We start from the raw sequence: 19,913 nt of genomic DNA on the forward strand, positions 1-19,913 counted from the left end.
CGCCAGCAATGGCGCGGGCGAAAGATGTGGCGAGCACCAGCTCTCGTCGACGGTTCCCGATCTCGGTCCCATGCCGGTGACACTCGGTACGCGCCAGAGCTTTGGCCAAGAGGCCGACACCCTGCGCATATCCCGATCCATTCACCCTCGCGGCAGATCATGCGAGGTCACATCGGCGATTGCTTTTTTGACCCGGATCGTCTCGATTTTCTCGCCGGGACGCATTATGCCGATCACCGTTTCGATGTCGGGACAGCCATTTTTGCGGCATGCCAGCTCCGTGACGGACACGACGACATCGTCATCGAGCCCGCAAGCCCTGCGAACCCAGAGCTTGATCTGTCTGGTCTTCTCCGGAAGGGCAAGGCCGCGCGGGGCGAGTGGGTTCGCGAGACGGTTCATATCCAATCCCGTCCCGAAGACGACGGCGCTCGGCAACGGGATAAAGGACGCGCGCTGTCGTCGGCCTTGCCCCTATGCATTCAGCGCCACCAGCGAGTCCATTTCGGCGCGGCATTTGAGGAAGCCGTCTTCGATCAGGTCTTTGGGCAGGTTGCGGCCGATAAATACCAGGCGGCTGACGCGCTTCTCCCCCGCTTTCCAGGGGCGCTGGTGGTCGCCTTCCAGCAGCATGTGGACGGCCTGAACGACAAAGCGGTCCTCATCGCCCTTGAACGCCAGGATGCCTTTCATGCGCAACATGTCGATGCCGAATTTCTGTGTGATCATCTGGATCCACGGCAAGAACTTGCGCGGATCGATCGACGCTTCGGTGACGAGAGAGAAGCTGGTGACGTGATCGTCATGCACATGGTCGTGGCCCGGGTCGAGAAAGTCCGGCTCGACTTCAAGGACACGGTTCAGATCGAACGCGCCGCGATCCAGAACCTCGTCGAGTGGAACGTTGCAACGTATGGAATGCTTGATCGCAGCCGTCGGGTTGATCCTGCGAATGCGCGCCTCCACTGCCTTGAGTTCGGCCGGCGCCACCAGGTCGGTCTTGTTCAGTATGACGATATCGGCGAAGGCGAGTTGCTCCTGCGCCTCATGCGCATGATCCAGTTCGCCGAGGAGATGCTTGGCATCGGCGACGGTGATGATCGCGTCGAGTGTCGTCTTCTGCCTCACATCGTCGTCGACGAAGAAGGTCTGGGCGACGGGGGCGGGATCGGCAAGGCCGGTCGTCTCGATCAGGATGGCGTCGAAACGGTCCCTGCGCTGCATCAAGCTCTCAATGATCCGGATCAGGTCGCCGCGCACCGTGCAGCAGATGCAGCCGTTGTTCATCTCGAAGACTTCTTCGTCGGTATCGACGATGAGGTCGTTGTCGATGCCAATCTCGCCGAACTCGTTGACGATCACGGCGTAACGCTTGCCGTGCTGTTCGGACAGGATGCGGTTGAGCAGCGTCGTCTTGCCGGCGCCGAGGTAGCCGGTAAGAACCGTGACGGGCATTTTCTGGGAGGCTTCAAGCGGCATGGTCGTCTCCGGATGTTGGATTGTTGCGGATTGAAGCTGGGTCAGGCGCGAGCCGATTGGATCGCCCGTAGACGGAAGGCCGGCGTCTGTTCAATGCGCGCAAGCCTCGCATAGACCCGAAAGCTCCACCGTGGCAGAGTTGGTTTGGAAGCCCTGCCGTCGGGCAATCCGGCGCAGCACCCGCTCCAATGCCGGGTCATGAACCTCACTTGCCCGCCCGCAATTCGCGCAGATTGCAAAGGCGGCGCGGCCATGGGTGCCGCATTCGCTGTGGACGCAGAGCGCAAACGCGCTCAGGCTCTCGATCCGGTGAGCCAGGCCCTGCTCGACGAGCCGATCCAGAGCGCGATAGATCTGTAGCGGTGAGCGGAGCCCTTCCTGGCGAAGAAGTCCAAGCAGTTCATAGGCCCCCATCGGCCTCTCGAAGCGCGTCAGCGCGTCGAGTACCAGCTGCTGGTTGCGTCCACGCATCCGCTGTTCCCCCTTTTTCCAGCAGTTTGGTTCCAGGCAGTTTCGAGCACAATGGCGGGCGTCAGTTATAGTATAACATTTTGGATTGACGAACGTGATAACATAACATAACGGAACGTCAAGAGCGGGCTGACTTCTATGGCTCCCGCGGAGATGGATCGAATGGCTGCCTGTGTTGATCTTTCAAGACCTGACACTTCAAATCCTGACGCTGGGGCCACAACAGCGCGCCTCGATGGGATCGTGCAGGACGACGATCATATGTCGGCGGGCACGATCCACATTCCCTTTTATCTCTGCCGGGGTGTGCGGCTGCTCGCCACGCGTCCGGCGCATCTCCCACAGAACCGCTTGAACAAAGGAGTCGGTCGAATGTCCAGGACGCTAAAACTCGCCGCCGTGATAGGCGCTATAACATCGATGCCAATCGCTCCGTCGGTGGCCGCTGCCGAGAACCTCAGGGTTGTCGCCAGTTTCTCGATCATCGCCGATTTCGCCAAGAATGTCGGCGGCGATCGTGTCGACATCGTCACGCTGGTCGGCCCGAATGGCGACGCCCATGTCTACGAACCGAAACCGGCCGACGCGGCAACCGTCGGTTCGGCCGACGTGGTGCTGGTCAACGGCCTCCAGTTCGAGGGTTTCCTCCAGCGTCTCGTCGAGGCGAGCGCCACTAAGGCGCCGATCGTGGAATTGACCAAAGGTGGCGAGGTGTTGCGCAACGCCGAGGAAGAAGGTCACCACGATCAGGATCAAGCCGCCGAGGGCGGGGAAAAACACGCCGCGGCGGAAGAGGGCCATGAGGAAGGGCACCATCATCACGGCGAGTCCGATCCCCATGCATGGCAGTCCGTGCACAATGCCGAACTCTATGTGAAGAACATCGCCGACGCCTTCTGTGCCGCCGATGCAGCCGGCTGCGACACTTATCGGGCCAATGCCGAATCATACGGCCAGCAGCTCGAGGCACTGGAAGCGGAGATCAAGGCTGCCGTCGCTGAGATCCCCGAGGACAAGCGCACGATCATCACCTCCCACGACGCCTATGGCTATTTCGAACACGAATACGGCATAAAATTCCTGGCACCGGAGGGCGTCTCCACCGAATCCGAGGCTTCAGCCTCCGACGTCGCGGCGCTGATCAAACAGATCAGGCAAGACAAGGCTTCGGCAATCTTCGTGGAGAACGTCACCAATCCGCGCCTGATCGAGCAGATCGCCAGCGAGACGGGCCTGAAAGTCGGCGGTGAACTCTACTCCGACGCCCTGTCGGATAAGAACGGTCCGGCTGCGACCTATCTCGAGATGATGCGGCACAACATCACGACGATCAAAGGCGCGATCCTCGGAAGCTGACCGCCAGCCCTGTGATGGAAAGGCGGAGCAATCCGCCTCTTCGTCGATCACCAAGAGTTATGTAATAACATTCAAGGAGAATACCGTGAGGACAAATTGGGCGTCAGCCACGGCCATCGCGCTGCTTGTGTCCCTATCAACAAGTGCTGCCCATGCCGAGGAGGTGACCGCATGGCGCCTCTTCATCTCGGATCACGCGGACCCGAAGGTGACCGTAGTCGATGCGATCGATGGCGAAAAGCTCGACACGTTCGAGATCAAAGGGCCGGCGTCGCTCCATCGCAGCGAAAGCGGCAGGACCGTGTTTGCCGTGCAGGGCTCGGCCGGCGTCGTTGCCGGGATCGCGAGCGGCATTTCCTTCGAGGACCACGGCGAGCACGGCGACATCGACGTCGAAGCGCCAAAACTTGCCGGCGTCGAGATCACAGGCAAGAAGCCGTCGCATTTCGTCGAGCATGACGGAGACTTCGCCGTTTTCTTCGACGGCGAAGGTGTCGCCCGCATCATCTCCGAAAAATCCGTCCTGGAAGGCAAGCCGGATTTCAGGCAAGTGAAGACCGACGCGCCGCAGCACGGCGTCGCAGTCGCCTATGGCTCCCATGTCCTCCTGTCGGAGCCGAACCGGGAAAAGCCGGACGAACTCCCGGTCGGGATCAGCGTCGCTGACAAAGCCGGCGCGCCGATCGACGGCGTCCACGCCTGCCCAGACCTCCACGGCGAGGCGTCTTCCGGCAATATCCTGGCTTTCGCCTGCGCGACCGGCCTGCTTGTCGTCAGCCATGGCGACGGCAGCCCGGCGATCCGTCATCTGCCCTATGCCGACAGCCTGCCGGATGGCAAAACGACGACGCTGATCGGCGGCAGAGGCCTGCAATATTTCCTCGGCAACTACGGCGCCGACAAGGTGGTGCTGATCGATCCGACGATCGAGAGCGACGCATTCCGGCTGATCAACCTTCCGACGCGCAGCGTGCATTTCGCGATCGACCCCGTTCGTGCAAAATTCGCCTACGTCTTCACCGAGGACGGCCAGCTTCACCAGCTCGATGTGGTCAAGGGGGAGATCGCAAACTCGCTCAAGCTGACCGACCCCTATTCGATGGACGGTCACTGGAGCGATCCGAGGCCGCGTGTCGCGGTCGCCGGCGACAAGATCGTGGTCACTGATCCCCTGCAAGGCGTGCTGCACGTCGTTGACGCGACGTCGTTTGAGAAAACCGGCGACATTGCCGTCGAAGGCAAGCCCTTCAACATCGTTTCCGTCGGCGGCTCCGGTCAGACCCACGAAGGCGAATAGTCGCTCCTCCCAAGCGGCTGCCGCGCGTCCGGCCCATTCTTCTCGGGCCGGACGCATCTTTTACAACTCAAGGGGAGACAAGCGATTCGCAATCATAGATTGTATCCCTTCGATTGCGTTTCAGCCCAGCCGCGCCGGGATCAGTCCGCGCAGTGAATTGCCGACGAACAGCGCTTTGGCCGACTTCAGATCATCCAGGCTGTAGATTGCCTCGCGGGCGCGGCCTTCGTCCAGCAATTCGCCGCGCAACACGCCAGGCAGCAAGCCGCAATCGAGCCGCGGTGTTGCCAGCGCGCCGTCGCCGAAATCGGCAAACAGATTGGTGATCGTGCCCTCACAGAGTTCGCCGCGCTCGTTGGCCAAGAGAACCTCGTCGGCCCGGCTGATCAGATATTCGGAGCGCGCCCGCTGATAGATGTCCCGGCGGCTCGTCTTGTGGCGCAGCAGCGTGTCGCTTGATTGAAGCCGCACCCGCGCCAGTTGCAACCTCCAGACCTTGTCGGCTGCGTGCGGCTCATAAGGCAGCGCCGAGACCGTCACCTTGCCGCTGCGCGACAGGACCAGGCGTGTACGCAAGGCTATGTCCGGCCGGTCGACGGCGTTCCTGAGCATCTCGCCGACCTTCTGCGGATCGCAGGCAAAACCCAGTTCGGCCGCCGAGCCATAAAGGCGTGCCAAATGGCGGTCGAAACGGAGGAAGCCCTGGCCCGGCTGCCAGCGCATGGTTTCGATCAGCTCGAAATCGGCGGTGTTCCCGTCGCGTAGCGCGCTTTCAACAGGCACTCCTGATACTCCTCCTCGGCCGTCGAATCGAAGACGACGCCGCCGCCGACATTGTAGACGGCCTCGCCGCTGGAAAAGAGCGATATGGTGCGGATGGCCACCGAAAAGCGCATCGTGCCGCCGGGCGCGATCCAGCCGATCGCGCCGCAATAGACGTCGCGCGGCGTGGCTTCCAGATCGTGCAGGATTTCCATGGCGCGGATTTTCGGGGCGCCGGTGATCGATCCGCATGGAAACAGCGCAGCGAATATCCGGCGGATGCTGAGGTCGGGCAACAGCTTGGCCCGCACGCGGCTCACCATCTGGTGGACGGTCGGGTAGCTCTCGATGCGGAAAAGCTCCGGCACCTCCAGCGTGCCGACTTCGCTGATCAGCGAAATGTCGTTGCGCAGGAGATCGACGATCATCCGGTTCTCAGCCTGGTTCTTCTCGTCATTGAGCAAGAACGTCTTCAGCCGCTTGTCCTCCGCCTTGGTCGCGCCGCGCGGGGCGGTGCCCTTCATCGGATGCGTCTCGATCATGCCTGCGGCGTCGATCTCGAAGAACAGTTCCGGCGAACGCGACAAGACGACCGGATCGCCGAGCGCGATCAGCGCGCCGTATTTCACCGGCTGGCGCTCCGTCAGCGCGTCGAAGGCGGCCAGCGGATCGCCCGACCATTGCGCATGAACCGGAAAGGTCAGATTGCCCTGATAGCAATCACCCTTGCGAATGTGATTGTGGAGTCGGGCAAAGCGTTTTGCGTAGTCTTCCGAAGTCCAGGCGGCCCTGGCGTTGAAGATCGGGCCGTTGGTCGACGACGCGTTGCCGGGCACAACCGGCAGTTCGACAGGCGCGTCGAAGATCCCCAGGCAGACAAGCGGGGCGCGGCGTCCGCCCGGCAGCAGCGGAACGAGCTTCGGTTCGAGCAGGTAGCCGGCCTCGTAGGAGAAATAGCCGGCCAGCCATTTGCCGGCGTCATGCGCGGCCTGCGCAATGTCCAGCGCCGGCAGGAAATCCTCTGCCTCATGCGCCACGATGATGTCGGCCGGCTGGTCGAAGACGAGCTGATGAGCGCGCTCGTCATTTCGAAAAATTGCAGAGGGCAGGGGCATGGGACTCTGATGCTGCGATCGATGACGCCAGCTATCGCTCTATATGGCGGCTCGATCGCGCGCAATCGAGAGACCGGCGTCTCAAGACGCAAACGCAGCTAGTGCAAAAGCAAACCGGCGGCACCTCGCGGGCGTCGCCGGTCTCTTATGTGCTCGATGCCGGCAGGCAATTCAGGTGTTGCTGCCGGTCCCCGCGGTCGGGAAGCGGCGCGCGAATTCCTCCTCATCGCCGGCGGCAAGCAGTTTCGCCTGCTCGATCCAGCGCTCACGCTCGATGCGGCCGTCGAAGTTCAATGTCTCCTCGATCCGCTTGACGTCGGCGGCCGTCCAGGCGGCGATTTGCGCGTAGGTCGTCACTCCGAGCTCGTGGAGCAGTCGCTCGTTGGCCGGGCCGATGCCGATCAGGCGACGCAGATTGCTGGCTTTGCCCACCGCCGCCTTTGTTGTCGCGGCTTTCTTTGCCGCTGGCGCAGCGCTCTTTGGTGCAGCACTGGTTTTCGATGCGGGAGGTTTTGGCGCACTTGCCTGCGACGGACTCGCTTTCGATGCACTCGCTTTCGATGCACTGGCCTTCGGCGCGGCTGCCGCCTTCCCGGCCGCCGGTTTCTTGGACGTGGTCCTTGCCGGCCCGGACCTAGCCGGCCCGGTCTTGGCCGGCGTCGTCTTAGCGGGCGTCGTCTTGGCGGGCGTCGTGTTGGCCGGCGCGGATGTCGCCATCAATGCCGGCGGTGCCGGGATTGCTGCCTTTGTCGCACTGGCCTTGGTGCCTTGCGCCTCGCCCAACTGGCGCTCCAGGTCGGCGCGGGCGCCGCGGCATACTTCCAGCTCACGGGTCAGGCGGTCGGCGTCGGCGCGCAGCCTGTCGCGCTCGCTGCGGGTGCGGTCCATGTCACCGCGCAGGCTGTCGAGATCGCCACGCGGGCGTCCCCAGATGAACCAGCCAGCCAACGCACCTACCAGGAACGCCAGGAGCATGTAGAAAAAAGTGCCCATTGTCTCTCTCCAGTCCGATCCATCTGCCGTGGCCTGGGACCTTGGCACAAGGACCATTCAATGGTGGCTCCGCTGCTCGTGGAACAGCCGGCTTAAATCGCGCTGTCGGCGACCGGCTTTCCTGCCATGGCCAACGGCGCTGTCGCAATCGTCGAAGCGCCGTGACCGGCCGAAGATTTGGCCGCGCCCGACTGAGCTTGAGGCGGGACGCTATCATACAGCTTCCGGAAAGCTAACGGAAAAATTCCATGGAGAGTTATTTAAGAACAGATATTTAGGGGAAGAATAGAATGGCCTTCAATATGCATTGCGGCTAATCTGTTCTGTCGAACCTGGATGTTCAGCGCTGTGCGTCAATTGTCCAAAGCTTCGAGCTCGTCGATCAGCCCGCTGATCACGCCAAGGCCGATCTGCCAGAAAGCAGGATCGGTGGCATCAAGACCGAAGGGAGCCAGGAGCTCGGAATGATGCTTGGTGCCGCCGGCGCGCAGCATGGCAAAATATTTGTCCTGAAAGCCACGCTCTGCATTCTGATAGACCGCGTAGAGCGAATTCACTAGGCAGTCGCCGAACGCATAGGCGTAGACGTAGAAAGGCGAATGGATGAAGTGTGGAATATAGCTCCAGAAGACCTCGTAACCCTCGCGCAGCTTGATCGCCGGCCCGAGGCTTTCCGCCTGCACCTCCAGCCAGAACTGGCCGAGCCTGTCCGATGTCAACTCGCCGTTTTTGCGCTCGGCATGCACCTTGCGCTCGAACTCGTAGAAAGCGATCTGGCGCACGACCGTGTTGATCATGTCCTCGACCTTCTGGGCAAGCATGGCCTTGCGCTCGCGCTTGTCGGTGGTCTGGTCCAGCAGCGAGCGGAAGGTCAGCATCTCGCCGAAGACGGACGCCGTCTCGGCCAGTGTCAGCGGCGTCGAGGCCATCAGCGCGCCCTGGCTTGCGGCGAGCACCTGATGCACGCCGTGGCCAAGCTCATGCGCCAGCGTCATCACGTCGCGCGGCTTGCCCATGTAGTTGAGCAGGACATAGGGATGCGCCGACGGCACGGTCGGATGCGCGAAGGCGCCCGGCGACTTGCCAGGCCTTACCGGCGCGTCGATCCAGTTGCGGTCGAAGAAAACCCGGGCAATCTCCGCCATGTCAGGTGAAAAGCGCTGATAGGCGGAAAGCACCGTGTTCTTGGCCTCGTCCCAGCCGATGATCGCTTGCGGGGTTTCCGGCAACGGTGCGTTGCGGTCCCAGTGGTTCATCACTTCCATGCCGAGCCAGCGCGCCTTCATCGCGTAGTAGCGGTGTGACAGGCGCGGGTAAGCGTCACGAACGGCTGAGGCCAGCGCATCCACCACGCTGCGCTCGACGCGATTGGCGAGATGCCGCGAATCGGCGATGTCGGCGAAGCCGCGCCAGCGGTCGGAGATCTCCTTGTCCTTGGCCAGCGTGTTGGTGATCAGCGTGAACGTGCGCAGATTCTTGCGGAAGGTTGCGGCCAGCGCTTCAGAAGCCCGGCGGCGCACCTCGCCATCGGCGTGCTGGAGGCGGTTCAGCGCCGGCTCCAGGGTCAGCTCTTCGCCATCGATGTCGAAGCGCAGATCGGTCATCGTCTCGTCGAACAAGCGGTTCCAGGCGCCGCGTCCGGTAATCGACTTCTCGTGGAGAAGCTGCTCGACCCGGTCTTCGAGCTGGTAGGGTTTGTCCATGCGCAGATCAAGCACCCACGGCCGGTAGTGAGCGAAGGCAGGATCGGCAGCAAGCGCGGTTTCGATCGCGGCATCGTCTACAAGATTCAGTTCGAGCGCGAAAAACAGAAGATGCGCGCTGGCGTCGGTCATCTTCTCCTGAATGTCGCCATAGAGCTTGGCGCGCTGCGGATCCGCGGTGTTGCCGGCGTAGATCAGTCCGGCATAGGAGACGATCCGGCCAATCAGTTCCTCCAGCGCCTCATAGGCGGCAAGCGCCTCGCCCAGCCTGCCGCTGTCGGCACGCTCCGCCTCGGCGGCGAGCGTGCCTTTCCAGCGGCTCTCGAAGCTGATGGCATCGGCGATCGCCTTTGAAATGTCGCGTTTCAGCTCGGGGGCGCCCATGCCCGAATAGAGATCGGCGAGATCCCATTCCGGCAGATCACCGAGCTCCGCCGCGCCCTGACCGGACGCCGCCGCCGCAAGCTGCCGACTAAAAACCATGCTCATTGCCGACACTTTCCAGTTTGTCAAAGGGCCAAAGAATCAAGGGGATGAGAAAGCCGGTCAAATCCTAAGCAATTCGTTCACCGGGTTTTTTGAAATCTTATTTAGAACCCTGTGCCAGGATGATCCATAGGGTTCCCCATTGGGTGGGCACAGTGGGGTGGGCATATTGGGCGAGCATCGTTGAACCAGTCATGACAGGTTCCATACTCATAGTCGATGACGATCCCGTGCAGCGCAGGCTGCTCGAGGCGGCGGTGACGAAATTCGGCCACAGCGCGATCATCACGGATGGCGGCGAGGCCGGTCTCGATGCGCTCGACGGGCCCAAGGCGCGCGACGTGTCGGTGGTCATCCTCGACCTCGTCATGCCGGGCCTCGACGGCATCGGCGTGCTGAAGGCGATGCGTGAGCGCGGCATCCAGGTCCCGGTCATCGTACAAACCGCCCAGGGCGGCATCGAAACCGTCGTTTCGGCCATGCGTCACGGTGCTTTCGATTTCGTCGTCAAGCCGGCATCTCCCGACAGGCTGCAGGCATCGATCGGCAACGCGCTCAAAGTCGAGGCGGTCGAGGGGGAGGTGAAGCGCACGTCGCGGCGGCGCGGCGGCCATCTGACCTTCAAGGACATGATCACGCACAGCCCGGCAATGGACCGGGTGATCCGTCTCGGCCAGAAGGCGGCCGCGTCAAACATCCCGATCCTTATCGAGGGCGAATCCGGTGTCGGCAAGGAGTTGGTGGCGCGCGCCATCCAGGGCAGCGGCGATCGCCGCTCAAAACCGTTCGTCACCGTCAATTGCGGCGCCATCCCCGACAATCTGGTCGAATCGATCCTGTTCGGCCACGAGAAGGGCTCGTTCACCGGCGCCACCGAAAAACACACCGGCAAGTTCGTCGAGGCGCATTCGGGCACGCTCTTCCTCGACGAGATCGGCGACCTGCCGCTCGACGTGCAGGTCAAGCTGCTGCGCGCCGTGCAGGACGGTGAGGTCGATCCGGTCGGCGGGCGTTCGACCGTCAGGGTCGACATCAGGCTGATCTCGGCGACACACCGCAATCTTCTGCAGCAGGTCAAGGACGGCAAGTTCCGCGAGGATCTGTTCTACCGCCTGAACGTCTATCCGATCTTCGTGCCGCCGCTGCGCGACCGTCGCGACGACATTCCGTATTTGGTCGAGCATTTTCTGGACAAGGTTGCGCCCACCGGTCCACGTCATCGCCTGCACGGCATTTCGGCTGCGGCGCTCGCCATGCTGCAGGCCTACGACTGGCCGGGAAACATCCGCCAGCTTGAAAACGCCGTCTTCCGGGCCTCGGTGCTTTGCGAAGGCGATCTGCTGACGGAAGAGGAGTTTCCGCAGATTCGGGCGCAGGTCGAGGGCACCGTCAACCTCGATGCGCATGACTGGTTGCCCGCGTTGCCTTTGGTCACCGAGCCGCTGGGCGAGGGCGCCAATAATGGCATCGCTGTGACCGAGCCCGATCCGCCTGCCAGGCAGCAGCCTCGCTTCGGCACGCTGCGGGCGCTGGACGAACGCGGCAATGTGCGGGCGCTGGCCGATGTCGAACTCGAAATGATCAAGCTCGCCATCGACCACTATAGCGGCCAGATGAGCGAAGTTGCCCGCCGCCTCGGCATCGGCCGCTCGACGCTCTACAGGAAGCTCAAGGAATACGGCATCGATCCGGAAACGGGCCGTATCGACCGGCTTGCTTCCTGACAGGCAAGTCTGGACCAGCTTGCCAACCTGGCATCAGGACAATCGACAGTCGCGAATCGGGCGTGACGCGGTCGGGCGACGCGCTTGCCGGCAGTATTCACGCATTGAGGCGTCTGGTAACAGATCGTGTTCAGGCAAAGCCAGAAACATGATCTAAACCAGCAGTTTACCAAGAAACCCCGTGCAATATTTTTGACGGGATATCGCCACGGTGTTACCGCATTTCGGCTTCAATAAGCGATGATTAACCATTAGGATCGATATTCGGATACGAACACCACCGCATCCGTTGGTCAAATCCGGGGACAAACGGCAGCCTGCAAGGCCTTTTGATTTGAACAAAGTCGAACGACACACAGACGGGCGGCACTATCACATGAGCGCCTGGCCGAGATGGCTGGCAGCGGTGATTCTCGCCTTAGGCTTCCTTACAGCGGCTGCGACCGGCGCCAGCGCCCAGACACGTTCGCTGAAACTCTACAACCTGCACACCAAAGAGAAGGCGGAGATCGTCTTCAAGCGCGGCGGCCGCTACGATCAGGCGGGTCTGAAAAAGATCAACGTCATCCTGCGTGACTGGCGCCGCAACGAACCGACCAAGATGGATCCGCGCCTGCTCGACCTGGTCTGGGAGGCTTACCGGCAGAGCGGCGCCCGCGACTACATCCAGGTCGTGTGCGGTTACCGTTCGTCGTCGACGAACTCGATGCTGCGCAGCCGCAGCAGGGGCGTTGCCAAGAAAAGCCAGCATACGCTCGGCAGGGCCATGGATTTCTACATTCCCGGCGTGCCGCTGAAGAAACTGCGCGACATCGGTCTGCGGATGCAGGGTGGCGGCGTCGGTTATTATCCGAGGTCCGGCTCGCCGTTCGTCCACATGGATGTCGGCAATGTGCGGCATTGGCCTGGCATCAGCCGCCAGGAACTGGCGCGCGTGTTCCCCAACGGCAAGACGCTGCATGTGCCGAGCGACGGCAAGCCGTTGCCCGGCTATTCACAGGCGCTCGCCTCGTACAAGGCGCGCAAGGGCGCCGGCGCTCCCGCCATCGAAATGGCCAGCGCAGGTGGCGGTGCCAAAAGATCCGGCGGTCTGCTGGCGGCTTTCTTCGGCGGCGGTGAAGACGAGGCCGATGACAGCGCCGATGTCGCAGTCGCGCCAACGCCGAAGTCAATCGTCAAGCCGGCGAATGTGAAGCTGGCGACCGCGAAGCCGGCGCCGGCCGCCAGGGACAGCAAGCTTCCGGGCATTGCCATCGTGTCGCCTGAGAATGCGAAGCGCGCCGAGATTCCGCAAATCGCCGATGCGCCTGCTCCCGAACCGGAGGAGGACACGCCGGAAACGATCATCGCGGCGCTGCCGGCGCGCAGCGTGCCGCTGCCCGATTTCGCCCCGCGTCCGAAGGCCGATGTCGCTCAGCCGCCCGAAAACGTTCCGTTCGGCGTGGCGGATGCCACCGCCACCACCGAACAGGCGGTGACGACCGCGCAAGCGCCGGCGAACGCTCCCTTCGGCATGACCGAACCGTCCGTTGTCGCCGATGCGGCGCAGGTTGCCGCCAACAACATTCCGTTGCCGACCTGGCGCCCCAATCACTCGTTGCCGGCCGACCTTGCAGCGGCCGACCTTGCGCCGCAGGACAAGGCTGTGCTTCTGGCGCTGGCGGATACCGCCGGGCACGGCAAGACCGCTACCGATGTGTTCTCGGTGCTGCCGTCGGCTCGGCCCGATCTGGCCCAGCCCGAATTGGCCCAGCCTGACCAGGTCCAGTCTGCCGCAGTCCAGTCTGACGCGGTCAAAGCCGTCCTTGAACGGGTCAGCGCAACCGACGAATACCAGGTCGCTTCGCTCTCCCAGCCAAGCGCGGTCCTCGGTGAGCTGGCGAAGGGCAATGCCGCATCGCCGCGTGAGGCTGTCTTTGCCCGCCCGGCTGGCTCCGATCCGGCCGCGGCGATCGGCACGGGTGTGAAGACCACCCGCAAGGCAGCCAGGGCAACCGCCCGTGACCTGAAGCCTGGTCCCAAGTCCGTGGTAGTCGCCGCCGAGCCGACGGCGGCGCGCTGGGCGTTGAACAGCGGCGAGAATGTCGCCACCGTCTCCAGCGCGACGACGGCGCAGCGCTACGCCTACAATATCGTGCACACGCCCCCAACCGAAGTCTATACCGTGGGCTTCCAGGCGGACGATCAGTTGGCCGACGCCAACCGGTTCACCGGCAAAGCCGTCAAGTTCCTGTCGGTCGCCCGCTTCAGGACCGAGTAGCGGATCGACCAACCAACAAAAAAGCCGCGCCGGTAACCTGGGCGGCTTTTTTTATGCATGTCTAGGATTGGCCGAACCATCCTTCCACTTCGTCATCCCAGGGCGAAGCAAGGAGCGAAGCGACGCGGCGCAGACCCTGGGATCCATGCTGTTACGCCAGCCGAAGAATGCAACGGTTCAGAACCGAACGCTGCCACTCCGTTCCGCGAAAGCTCAAACCATTCTGGATTGGTCTTCTCGATCAGCTCGATCTTCCAGTGGCGCGCCCAACGCTTCAGCGATTTTTCGCGCTGGATGGCGTCACGACCAGGCGCCGCACGCCGTAGCGGCTGGTGAAGCGCGAGCCTTCGCCGGATTTGTGCTCCGGCATGCGGCGGCCGAGATCGTTGGTGACGCCGATGTAGATCGTGCCTGGAAGGGTAACTGCCACCGTTGCGGATGCAGGCGCCGTTCTGGGCCGTTGCATTCTTCGGCTGATGTCACGGAATGGATCCCAGGGTCTGCGCCGCGTCGCTTCGCTCCTTGCTTGCCCTAGGATGACGAAGACGTGGTGGCTTATGGCTAATCGCAAACCCTCGAGATTGGCAGGAGGAGATCGGTCGGCGGGAACCATCACGCCTCCTTCAGGCTCAGTCAAAGAACCAAATCCTCTGTGCAGACGAACTATCGCCCGAGCTTGCTCGCGGCGCGCGCCAGGGCTTCGATTTCGTCCCATTTGCCGGCCTTGACCAAATCGTCCGGCGCCACCCAGGAGCCGCCGACGCAGATGACGTTGGGCAGGCTCAGATAGTCGCTGGCGTTCTTGTCGGTGATGCCGCCGGTCGGGCAGAATTGGACATCGGCGAGCGGCGAGGCGAATGCCTTGAGCGAGGCGATGCCGCCCGACTGTTCTGCCGGGAAGAATTTCAGGAAGCGCAGGCCTGCCTCGCGGGCGGCCATGATCTCACCGGGCGTGATGGCGCCGGGCAGCAACGGAACGTCGCTGTCCTTCGCCACCGCCAGAAGCTCGCGGGTGATGCCGGGGCTGACGATGAACTTCGATCCGGCTGCCGCCGCCGCGTCGAACTGGCTGATGTCCAGAATGGTGCCGGCGCCCACGATGGCGTCCTCGACCTCGCTTGCCACGAGCCGGATCGCCTCCAGCGCATCAGCGGTCCGCAACGTGATCTCGATCGCCGGCAGGCCGCCGCGCGCCAGCGCGCGCGCCAGCGGCACGGCATCGGCGAGATTGGCGATCTTCAGCACCGGGATAACCGGTTGGCCGTTGAGGAGCGACAGGAGCTTTTCGGTCTTGCTGGGCATTTGTCGTCTCTCCGGTATTGATCCGTTCAATCGGTTAGCAGAAGGCCGGTTTTCTGTCCACGAAGCGAGGCGTGTCGCGATGTCACGCACTGCCGGCAAGTCCGTCAGACCGGCCGTCAAGGCCACCAAAGGAGAAGCTGCTCCGCGCAGCGGCCTTGAATCGGCTTTCATGAGCGTTTAGTGGCTTCGGCGATGACACTGCCCAATCAAGCCGTGCGCGTTGCCGCGCTCTACAGGTTTGCCCGGCTCGACGACTTCGAGGCGTTGCGCGTGCCGCTCGCCGCCTTTTGCTGCGGACGCGGTATCAAGGGCACGCTGCTGCTGGCGCATGAGGGCATCAACGGCACGGTCGCCGGCAGCGAAGCTGACATAGCCGCGCTCATCGATCATCTCGAATCCATCGAAGGTCTCGCCGGTCTCGAGGTCAAATACAGCCGCGCCGCGCAGATGCCGTTTCACCGCATGAAGGTGCGGCTGAAGCGCGAGATCGTCACCATGGGTGTTGGGGATCTCGATCCGGCGGCAAGCGCCGGCACCTATGTCGCACCGGCCGACTGGAATGCGCTGATATCGGATGTGGACACGATCGTCATCGACACGCGCAACGCCTACGAAGTATCGATCGGTACGTTCAAGGGAGCGGTCGACCCCGCGACAACGAGCTTTCGCGAATTCCCGGCCTGGGTCGAGCAGCATCGGGCCGAGCTCGTCGGCCGCAAGGTGGCCATGTTCTGCACCGGCGGCATACGCTGCGAGAAGGCAACGGCCTATGTGAAGTCGCTCGGCTTCGAGGATGTGTTCCATCTCAAGGGCGGTATCCTGAAATATCTCGAAGAGGTGCCTGCCGAGCAAAGCCTCTGGCAGGGCGAGTGCTTCGTCTTCGACGAACGCGTCTCGGTGTCGCACGGCTTGATCGAGGGTGAGGCCGAACTTTGCCGCGCCTGCCGGCATCCGCTGACCGGGCAGGACCTGCTGTCGTCGACATACGCCGCCGGTATCTCATGCCCGCATTGCTACGATGCCCGTTCCGACGAGGATCGCGCCCGCTACGCCGAGCGTCAACGCCAGGTCGAGCTGGCGCAAGCGCAAGGCAGGGCTCCGCACATCGGACGTTAAAGCGACGTGCGTCCGCTTGGACGCACAAAGTACGCTCTAACATTTTGAATCCATAAATCGTGCCTTCCGAAAATCGATTCCGATTTTCGGCCCAACGCGCTGGACAAGGCAGATCCTGACATCATCTCGTTTGTGCCATCACCGGCAAAGCACCCATCCGTCATTGTAATGTCCATATGCGGGGCCTACCTGTTCAACGTCCGAAAACCTGCCCGGCGCTTTCGGCCGGCCAATTCTGGAGGCATTGATGTTCGATCCCAAGAAGCTCCTCAACGATCTGCTCGGCTCGCAAATTCCCGGAACCGGGTCGACCGTGCGCGACAAAGGGGGTCAGGCGGTGCAGATGGCTAAGGACAATCCGCTGGCCGCTGGCGCGCTGGCCGCGGTGCTGCTCGGAACCGGCGCTGGCCGTCAGGTCGCCGGCACGGCGGTGAAGCTCGGCGGCCTGGCCGTCGTCGGCGGCCTCGCCTACAAGGCCTACCAGAACTACAAGAACGGCAAGGCCCCGGCTGAAACGCAAGTTGCCGGTGAACCGGAATTGCTGCCGCCGCCCGCCGACACCAGCTTTCATCCCTCGCAGGCGCCGCAAGGCGAGGACGAATTCACCCTGACGCTGGTGCGCGCGATGATTTCGGCGGCGAAGGCCGACGGCCATATCGATGACGACGAACGGCAAAAGATCGCCGGCAAGCTCAGCCTCGCGGGCATCGACGCCGACGCGGAGAAATTCCTGTTGTCGGAACTGGAAAGGCCGCTCGACCTGGATACGCTGGTCGCCGGCGCCCAAACCGACGCCCAGAAGCTCGAGCTCTACACCGCCTCGCGCCTCGCCATCGATCCGAATACACGTGCCGAACGCGGCTATCTCGATCTGCTCGCCGGCCGCCTCAGCTTGCCCGATGCACTGCTCGACCATGTCGAGGCGACGGTGTCGGCGGCAAAAGTGCCGGCGCCAGAGGTGCCGGGATCGGGCAAGGCAACCGTCAATTCGCGCTGGTAGGCTTCAGGGCCGCGGAGAGCGGCAATCCGGCGTGCTTTCGCGTTAATCTCTCGTTTACCCAGGAAGCGCATGATTTTAAGCAGTCGGATCGGCTTTCCTCCTCCCAGCCGGTTCAGATCAGGGCGGCCGCCAATGGCCGCCCTTTTCGTCAGAGCCGGTTAGCGCATGAGCCGAAATCGGAATCGATTTTTGCAGGCGATCATGCGCAAATTCAAAATTGCTCAAAATCATGGTGCTATAGCGTCCTCGCGGGCATGCGGCGCTATAGGAGGACAGTTATGACAGACTACAAAACAGCCATCGTCACTGGCGCCGGCACGGGCATCGGCAAAGCCGTCGCCACGGCGCTGCTCAGGGCCGGCTGGAATACGGTGTTCTGCGGACGCCGCAAGCCGGTGCTGAACAAGGCAATCGCTGATGCCGGATCGACACAAGCCAAGGCGCTGGCGGTCGCCTGCGACATCAGCAAGGCCGACCAGGTCGACGATCTGTTCGAGACGGTGGCGGCGGCTTTCGGTCGTGTCGACCTGCTCTTCAACAATGCCGGCACGGGCTACAAGTCGACATTGATCGACGAGATCCCCGTCGAGGTGTGGAACGAAATTGTCGGGGTCAATCTCACCGGCTCGTTCCTGTGCGCCCGCGCCGCCTTCGGCGCCATGCGCAGGCAGCAGCCGATGGGCGGCCGCATCATCAACAACGGCTCGGTGTCTGCCTATGCGCCGCGTCCGGGCTCAGTGCCCTATACCGCGACCAAGCACGCCATTACCGGGCTGACCAAGACGCTGGCGCTGGACGGCCGGCCCTATGACATCGCCTGCGGCCAGATCGACATCGGCAACGCCTTGACCGACATGGCGCAGGCGATGACGGTCGGAGTACCGCAAGCCAATGGCTCCATCGCCGCCGAAGCGGTGATGGATGTCCAGCAGGTCGCCAATGCCGTCCTCCATATGGCCAGCCTGCCGCTCGACGCCAACGTGCTGTTCATGACCGTGATGGCGACGAAGATGCCGTATGTCGGGCGAGGGTGAGCGGCCGGTTCGCGTCAGCGAATTCATCGTGCCACTGGCACGATGAAAGGCCGGCGAACGCCGGGCGGACCCGGCCGGACGGCGTTCAATTTTGGCTAATGCATGTCGCGCAAAAGTGCGCAGCGGTTTTGCGATAACGACATGCATAAAACAAGAACTAAAGCGCGTCGCATCCTTCAAACGCGATGCGCTTTAGGACTGCGTCACCGAAAGCGGCACGCCCGGAAGATATAACGAAATAGGGCGGATTTCGTAGACGGCCGTCGGATTGACACGGCGAAAGTCGCGCGCAATCGCGATCGCGGCGTCGCGCGTGGCGCAGTCGACGACGTATAGTCCCAACAATTGCTCCTTGGTCTCGGCGAAGGGTCCGTCAATGACCATTCCGGCGCCTGGCCCGCGCAAGGTGCACGCGTCTTGGGTCGCCCCGAGCCGCGCCGCCGGGCCGAGGCTGCCATCCCGGTAAAGCCGTTCGTGGATATTGAGCAGGTCGGCCATCAGCGCCGCGTCCTCCTCCGGCGTCAGCGCCGTGATCACTTCTTCCACGTGATAGGCAAGGATGGCATAGAACATCTGACATCTCCTTTCGTCGGTCGCGTACCCGCCCTCACTTGCCCAGAAACGCCTTGATCCGTTCCAGCGCGCGCAGGATGTTCTCTTCGGAATTGGCGTAGGACAGCCTGATATAGCCTTCACCGAGAACGCCGAAATCAGGTCCGCCGATCAGCGCCACGCCGGTATCCTCAAGCAAAGCCGAGGCGAGTTTCTTGGCCTTCCAACCAGTTTTTGAGACATTAGGGAAGGCATAGAAAGCGCCTTTCGGCGTGATGCAGGAAACGCCCGGCAAAGCGTTCAGCCCTTCGACCACGAGCTTCCTGCGGCGGTCGAAGGCGCGCATCATCTTGTCGACGTCGTCCTGCGGACCGTCGATGGCCGCGATGCCGGCATACTGACTCGGCGCATTGACACAGGACCAGCAATTGACCGCCAGCTTGCGCACCTTGTCGTAGAGGTGGGCGCCCTTGTCGCCGTTCGGCCAGATCGACCAGCCCATGCGCCAGCCGGTCATCGCCCAGGTCTTCGACCAGCCGTTGAGCACGATCAGTCGGTCGCGGATTTCGGGGAAATTGAGCAGCGAGAAGTGCGTCTCGCCGTCATAGGTCATCACGTCGTAGATCTCGTCGGAGAGGATGGCGACGTCCGGGTGCGCTTCCAGCCCCTTGACCAGCTTCTCGATCTCGGCGCGCGGGGTGACCCCGCCGGTCGGGTTGGCCGGCGAGTTGAGGATGAGCAGCCTGGTCTTCGGCGTGATCAGCGCCAGCGTCTCCTGCGCCGAGAAGGCAAAGCCGTTCTCCTCGCGCATCGGCACCGGTATCGGCGCAGCACCGGTGAACTCGATCATCGAGCGATAGATGGGAAAGCCGGGATCGGGATAGAGGATCTCGGCGCCCGGTTCGCCGAACATCAGGATAGCGGCGAACATGGTCGGCTTGCCGCCGGGCAGGATCATCACCGCCTCGGGCGACACCTCGACGCCGGTTGTGGTCAGCGTGCGGCGCACCACCGCCTCGCGTGTCGCCAGCAGGCCGTTGGCCGGCGTATAGCCGTGGTGGCCGTCACGCAGCGCCTTGATCGCGGCCTCGACGATGTGCTGCGGCGTCTTGAAGTCGGGCTGGCCGATGCCGAGATTGACGATATCGCGGCCCTGATGGGCGAGCGCGGTGGCACGAGCCAGCACCGCAAAGGCGTTTTCCTCGCCGAGACGATCGAAGGCCGAAATCGTGTGGAGCATTTTTCCCGTCCCTGTGGTTCTTT

18 protein-coding genes are annotated in these 19,913 nt (G+C 62.7%); 7 read left to right on the forward strand and 11 right to left on the reverse strand.

Annotated features, from left to right (window positions below):
- Positions 1-141: 141 nt before the first annotated feature.
- From AC0L2V_RS00200 to AC0L2V_RS00210, 3 genes are all read right to left on the reverse strand, one after another.
- Entirely contained in the window at positions 142-402 is a 261-nt protein-coding gene (locus AC0L2V_RS00200; RefSeq protein WP_091594877.1) for a nitrate reductase, read from the reverse strand.
- Between the two features lie 72 nt (positions 403-474).
- A complete protein-coding gene (locus tag AC0L2V_RS00205) occupies positions 475-1,479 on the reverse strand; it encodes a CobW family GTP-binding protein (RefSeq protein ID WP_167366456.1) in 1,005 nt (334 codons plus the stop codon).
- Positions 1,480-1,569: 90 nt separating this feature from the next.
- Complete coding sequence (locus tag AC0L2V_RS00210; protein WP_473519115.1) at positions 1,570-1,950, reverse strand: Fur family transcriptional regulator; 381 nt, start codon at positions 1,948-1,950, stop codon at positions 1,570-1,572.
- Positions 1,951-2,322: 372 nt separating this feature from the next.
- Here AC0L2V_RS00210 and aztC point away from each other — a divergent pair, with 372 nt between their 5' ends.
- Together aztC and aztD are read left to right on the forward strand one after the other, a co-directional pair.
- Complete coding sequence (gene aztC / locus AC0L2V_RS00215) at positions 2,323-3,306, forward strand: zinc ABC transporter substrate-binding protein AztC (protein ID WP_091594942.1); 984 nt, start codon at positions 2,323-2,325, stop codon at positions 3,304-3,306.
- 85 nt (positions 3,307-3,391) lie between these two features.
- Positions 3,392-4,603 (forward strand): zinc metallochaperone AztD, encoded by a 1,212-nt coding sequence (aztD, locus tag AC0L2V_RS00220; RefSeq protein WP_091594873.1) that lies wholly within the window; start codon positions 3,392-3,394, stop codon positions 4,601-4,603.
- Positions 4,604-4,723: 120 nt separating this feature from the next.
- Here aztD and AC0L2V_RS00225 read toward each other — a convergent pair whose 3' ends face one another.
- From AC0L2V_RS00225 to AC0L2V_RS00240, 4 genes are all read right to left on the reverse strand, one after another.
- Positions 4,724-5,386: an aminotransferase class IV family protein gene (locus AC0L2V_RS00225; RefSeq protein WP_091594871.1), complete on the reverse strand. Its 663-nt coding sequence runs from the start codon at positions 5,384-5,386 to the stop codon at positions 4,724-4,726.
- Complete coding sequence (locus AC0L2V_RS00230) at positions 5,335-6,480, reverse strand: aminodeoxychorismate synthase component I (protein WP_473519116.1); 1,146 nt, start codon at positions 6,478-6,480, stop codon at positions 5,335-5,337. The genes AC0L2V_RS00225 and AC0L2V_RS00230 overlap by 52 nt, the downstream gene beginning before the upstream one ends.
- A 171-nt stretch (positions 6,481-6,651) precedes the next feature.
- Positions 6,652-7,473 (reverse strand): proton-conducting membrane transporter, encoded by an 822-nt coding sequence (locus AC0L2V_RS00235; RefSeq protein WP_473519117.1) that lies wholly within the window; start codon positions 7,471-7,473, stop codon positions 6,652-6,654.
- A 353-nt stretch (positions 7,474-7,826) separates the two neighbouring features.
- Positions 7,827-9,665: a M3 family oligoendopeptidase gene (locus AC0L2V_RS00240; RefSeq protein WP_473519118.1), complete on the reverse strand. Its 1,839-nt coding sequence runs from the start codon at positions 9,663-9,665 to the stop codon at positions 7,827-7,829.
- A gap of 191 nt (positions 9,666-9,856) precedes the next feature.
- Between AC0L2V_RS00240 and AC0L2V_RS00245 the strand changes: the two genes are divergently transcribed.
- Positions 9,857-11,386 carry a sigma-54-dependent transcriptional regulator gene (locus AC0L2V_RS00245; RefSeq protein ID WP_473519119.1) on the forward strand — a complete coding sequence of 510 codons (1,530 nt, stop codon included), beginning with the start codon at positions 9,857-9,859 and terminating at the stop codon, positions 11,384-11,386.
- A gap of 376 nt (positions 11,387-11,762) precedes the next feature.
- Positions 11,763-13,646, forward strand: coding sequence for a peptidoglycan L,D-endopeptidase MepK (mepK, locus tag AC0L2V_RS00250; RefSeq protein WP_473519120.1), 1,884 nt, complete (start codon positions 11,763-11,765; stop codon positions 13,644-13,646).
- Between the two features lie 274 nt (positions 13,647-13,920).
- On the opposite strand, the gene AC0L2V_RS00255 is transcribed toward mepK, so the two are convergent.
- Both AC0L2V_RS00255 and AC0L2V_RS00260 read right to left on the reverse strand, forming a co-directional pair.
- Positions 13,921-14,076, reverse strand: coding sequence for a GIY-YIG nuclease family protein (locus AC0L2V_RS00255; protein ID WP_473519121.1), 156 nt, complete (start codon positions 14,074-14,076; stop codon positions 13,921-13,923).
- Positions 14,077-14,309: 233 nt separating this feature from the next.
- The gene (locus tag AC0L2V_RS00260) at positions 14,310-14,948 is read right to left on the reverse strand and encodes a 2-dehydro-3-deoxy-phosphogluconate aldolase (protein WP_473519122.1); all 639 of its coding nucleotides are present in this window, start codon (positions 14,946-14,948) and stop codon (positions 14,310-14,312) included.
- A gap of 192 nt (positions 14,949-15,140) precedes the next feature.
- On the opposite strand from AC0L2V_RS00260, the gene trhO reads away from it, so the two are divergent.
- From trhO to AC0L2V_RS00275, 3 genes are all read left to right on the forward strand, one after another.
- The gene (gene trhO / locus AC0L2V_RS00265) at positions 15,141-16,064 is read left to right on the forward strand and encodes an oxygen-dependent tRNA uridine(34) hydroxylase TrhO (RefSeq protein ID WP_473519123.1); all 924 of its coding nucleotides are present in this window, start codon (positions 15,141-15,143) and stop codon (positions 16,062-16,064) included.
- A gap of 247 nt (positions 16,065-16,311) precedes the next feature.
- Positions 16,312-17,064, forward strand: a complete 753-nt coding sequence (locus AC0L2V_RS00270; RefSeq protein ID WP_473508137.1) for a tellurite resistance TerB family protein — start codon at positions 16,312-16,314, stop codon at positions 17,062-17,064.
- 278 nt (positions 17,065-17,342) lie between these two features.
- The gene (locus AC0L2V_RS00275; RefSeq protein ID WP_091594856.1) at positions 17,343-18,098 is read left to right on the forward strand and encodes an SDR family oxidoreductase; all 756 of its coding nucleotides are present in this window, start codon (positions 17,343-17,345) and stop codon (positions 18,096-18,098) included.
- A 192-nt stretch (positions 18,099-18,290) separates the two neighbouring features.
- On the opposite strand, the gene AC0L2V_RS00280 is transcribed toward AC0L2V_RS00275, so the two are convergent.
- On the reverse strand, positions 18,291-18,671 hold the full coding sequence (locus tag AC0L2V_RS00280) for a YciI family protein (protein WP_023798044.1): 381 nt from the start codon (positions 18,669-18,671) through the stop codon (positions 18,291-18,293).
- A gap of 34 nt (positions 18,672-18,705) precedes the next feature.
- Positions 18,706-19,890, reverse strand: a complete 1,185-nt coding sequence (locus AC0L2V_RS00285) for a pyridoxal phosphate-dependent aminotransferase (protein ID WP_473519124.1) — start codon at positions 19,888-19,890, stop codon at positions 18,706-18,708.
- Between the last annotated feature and the right edge of the window lie 23 nt (positions 19,891-19,913).

This window comes from Mesorhizobium sp. WSM4814 (assembly GCF_055811595.1).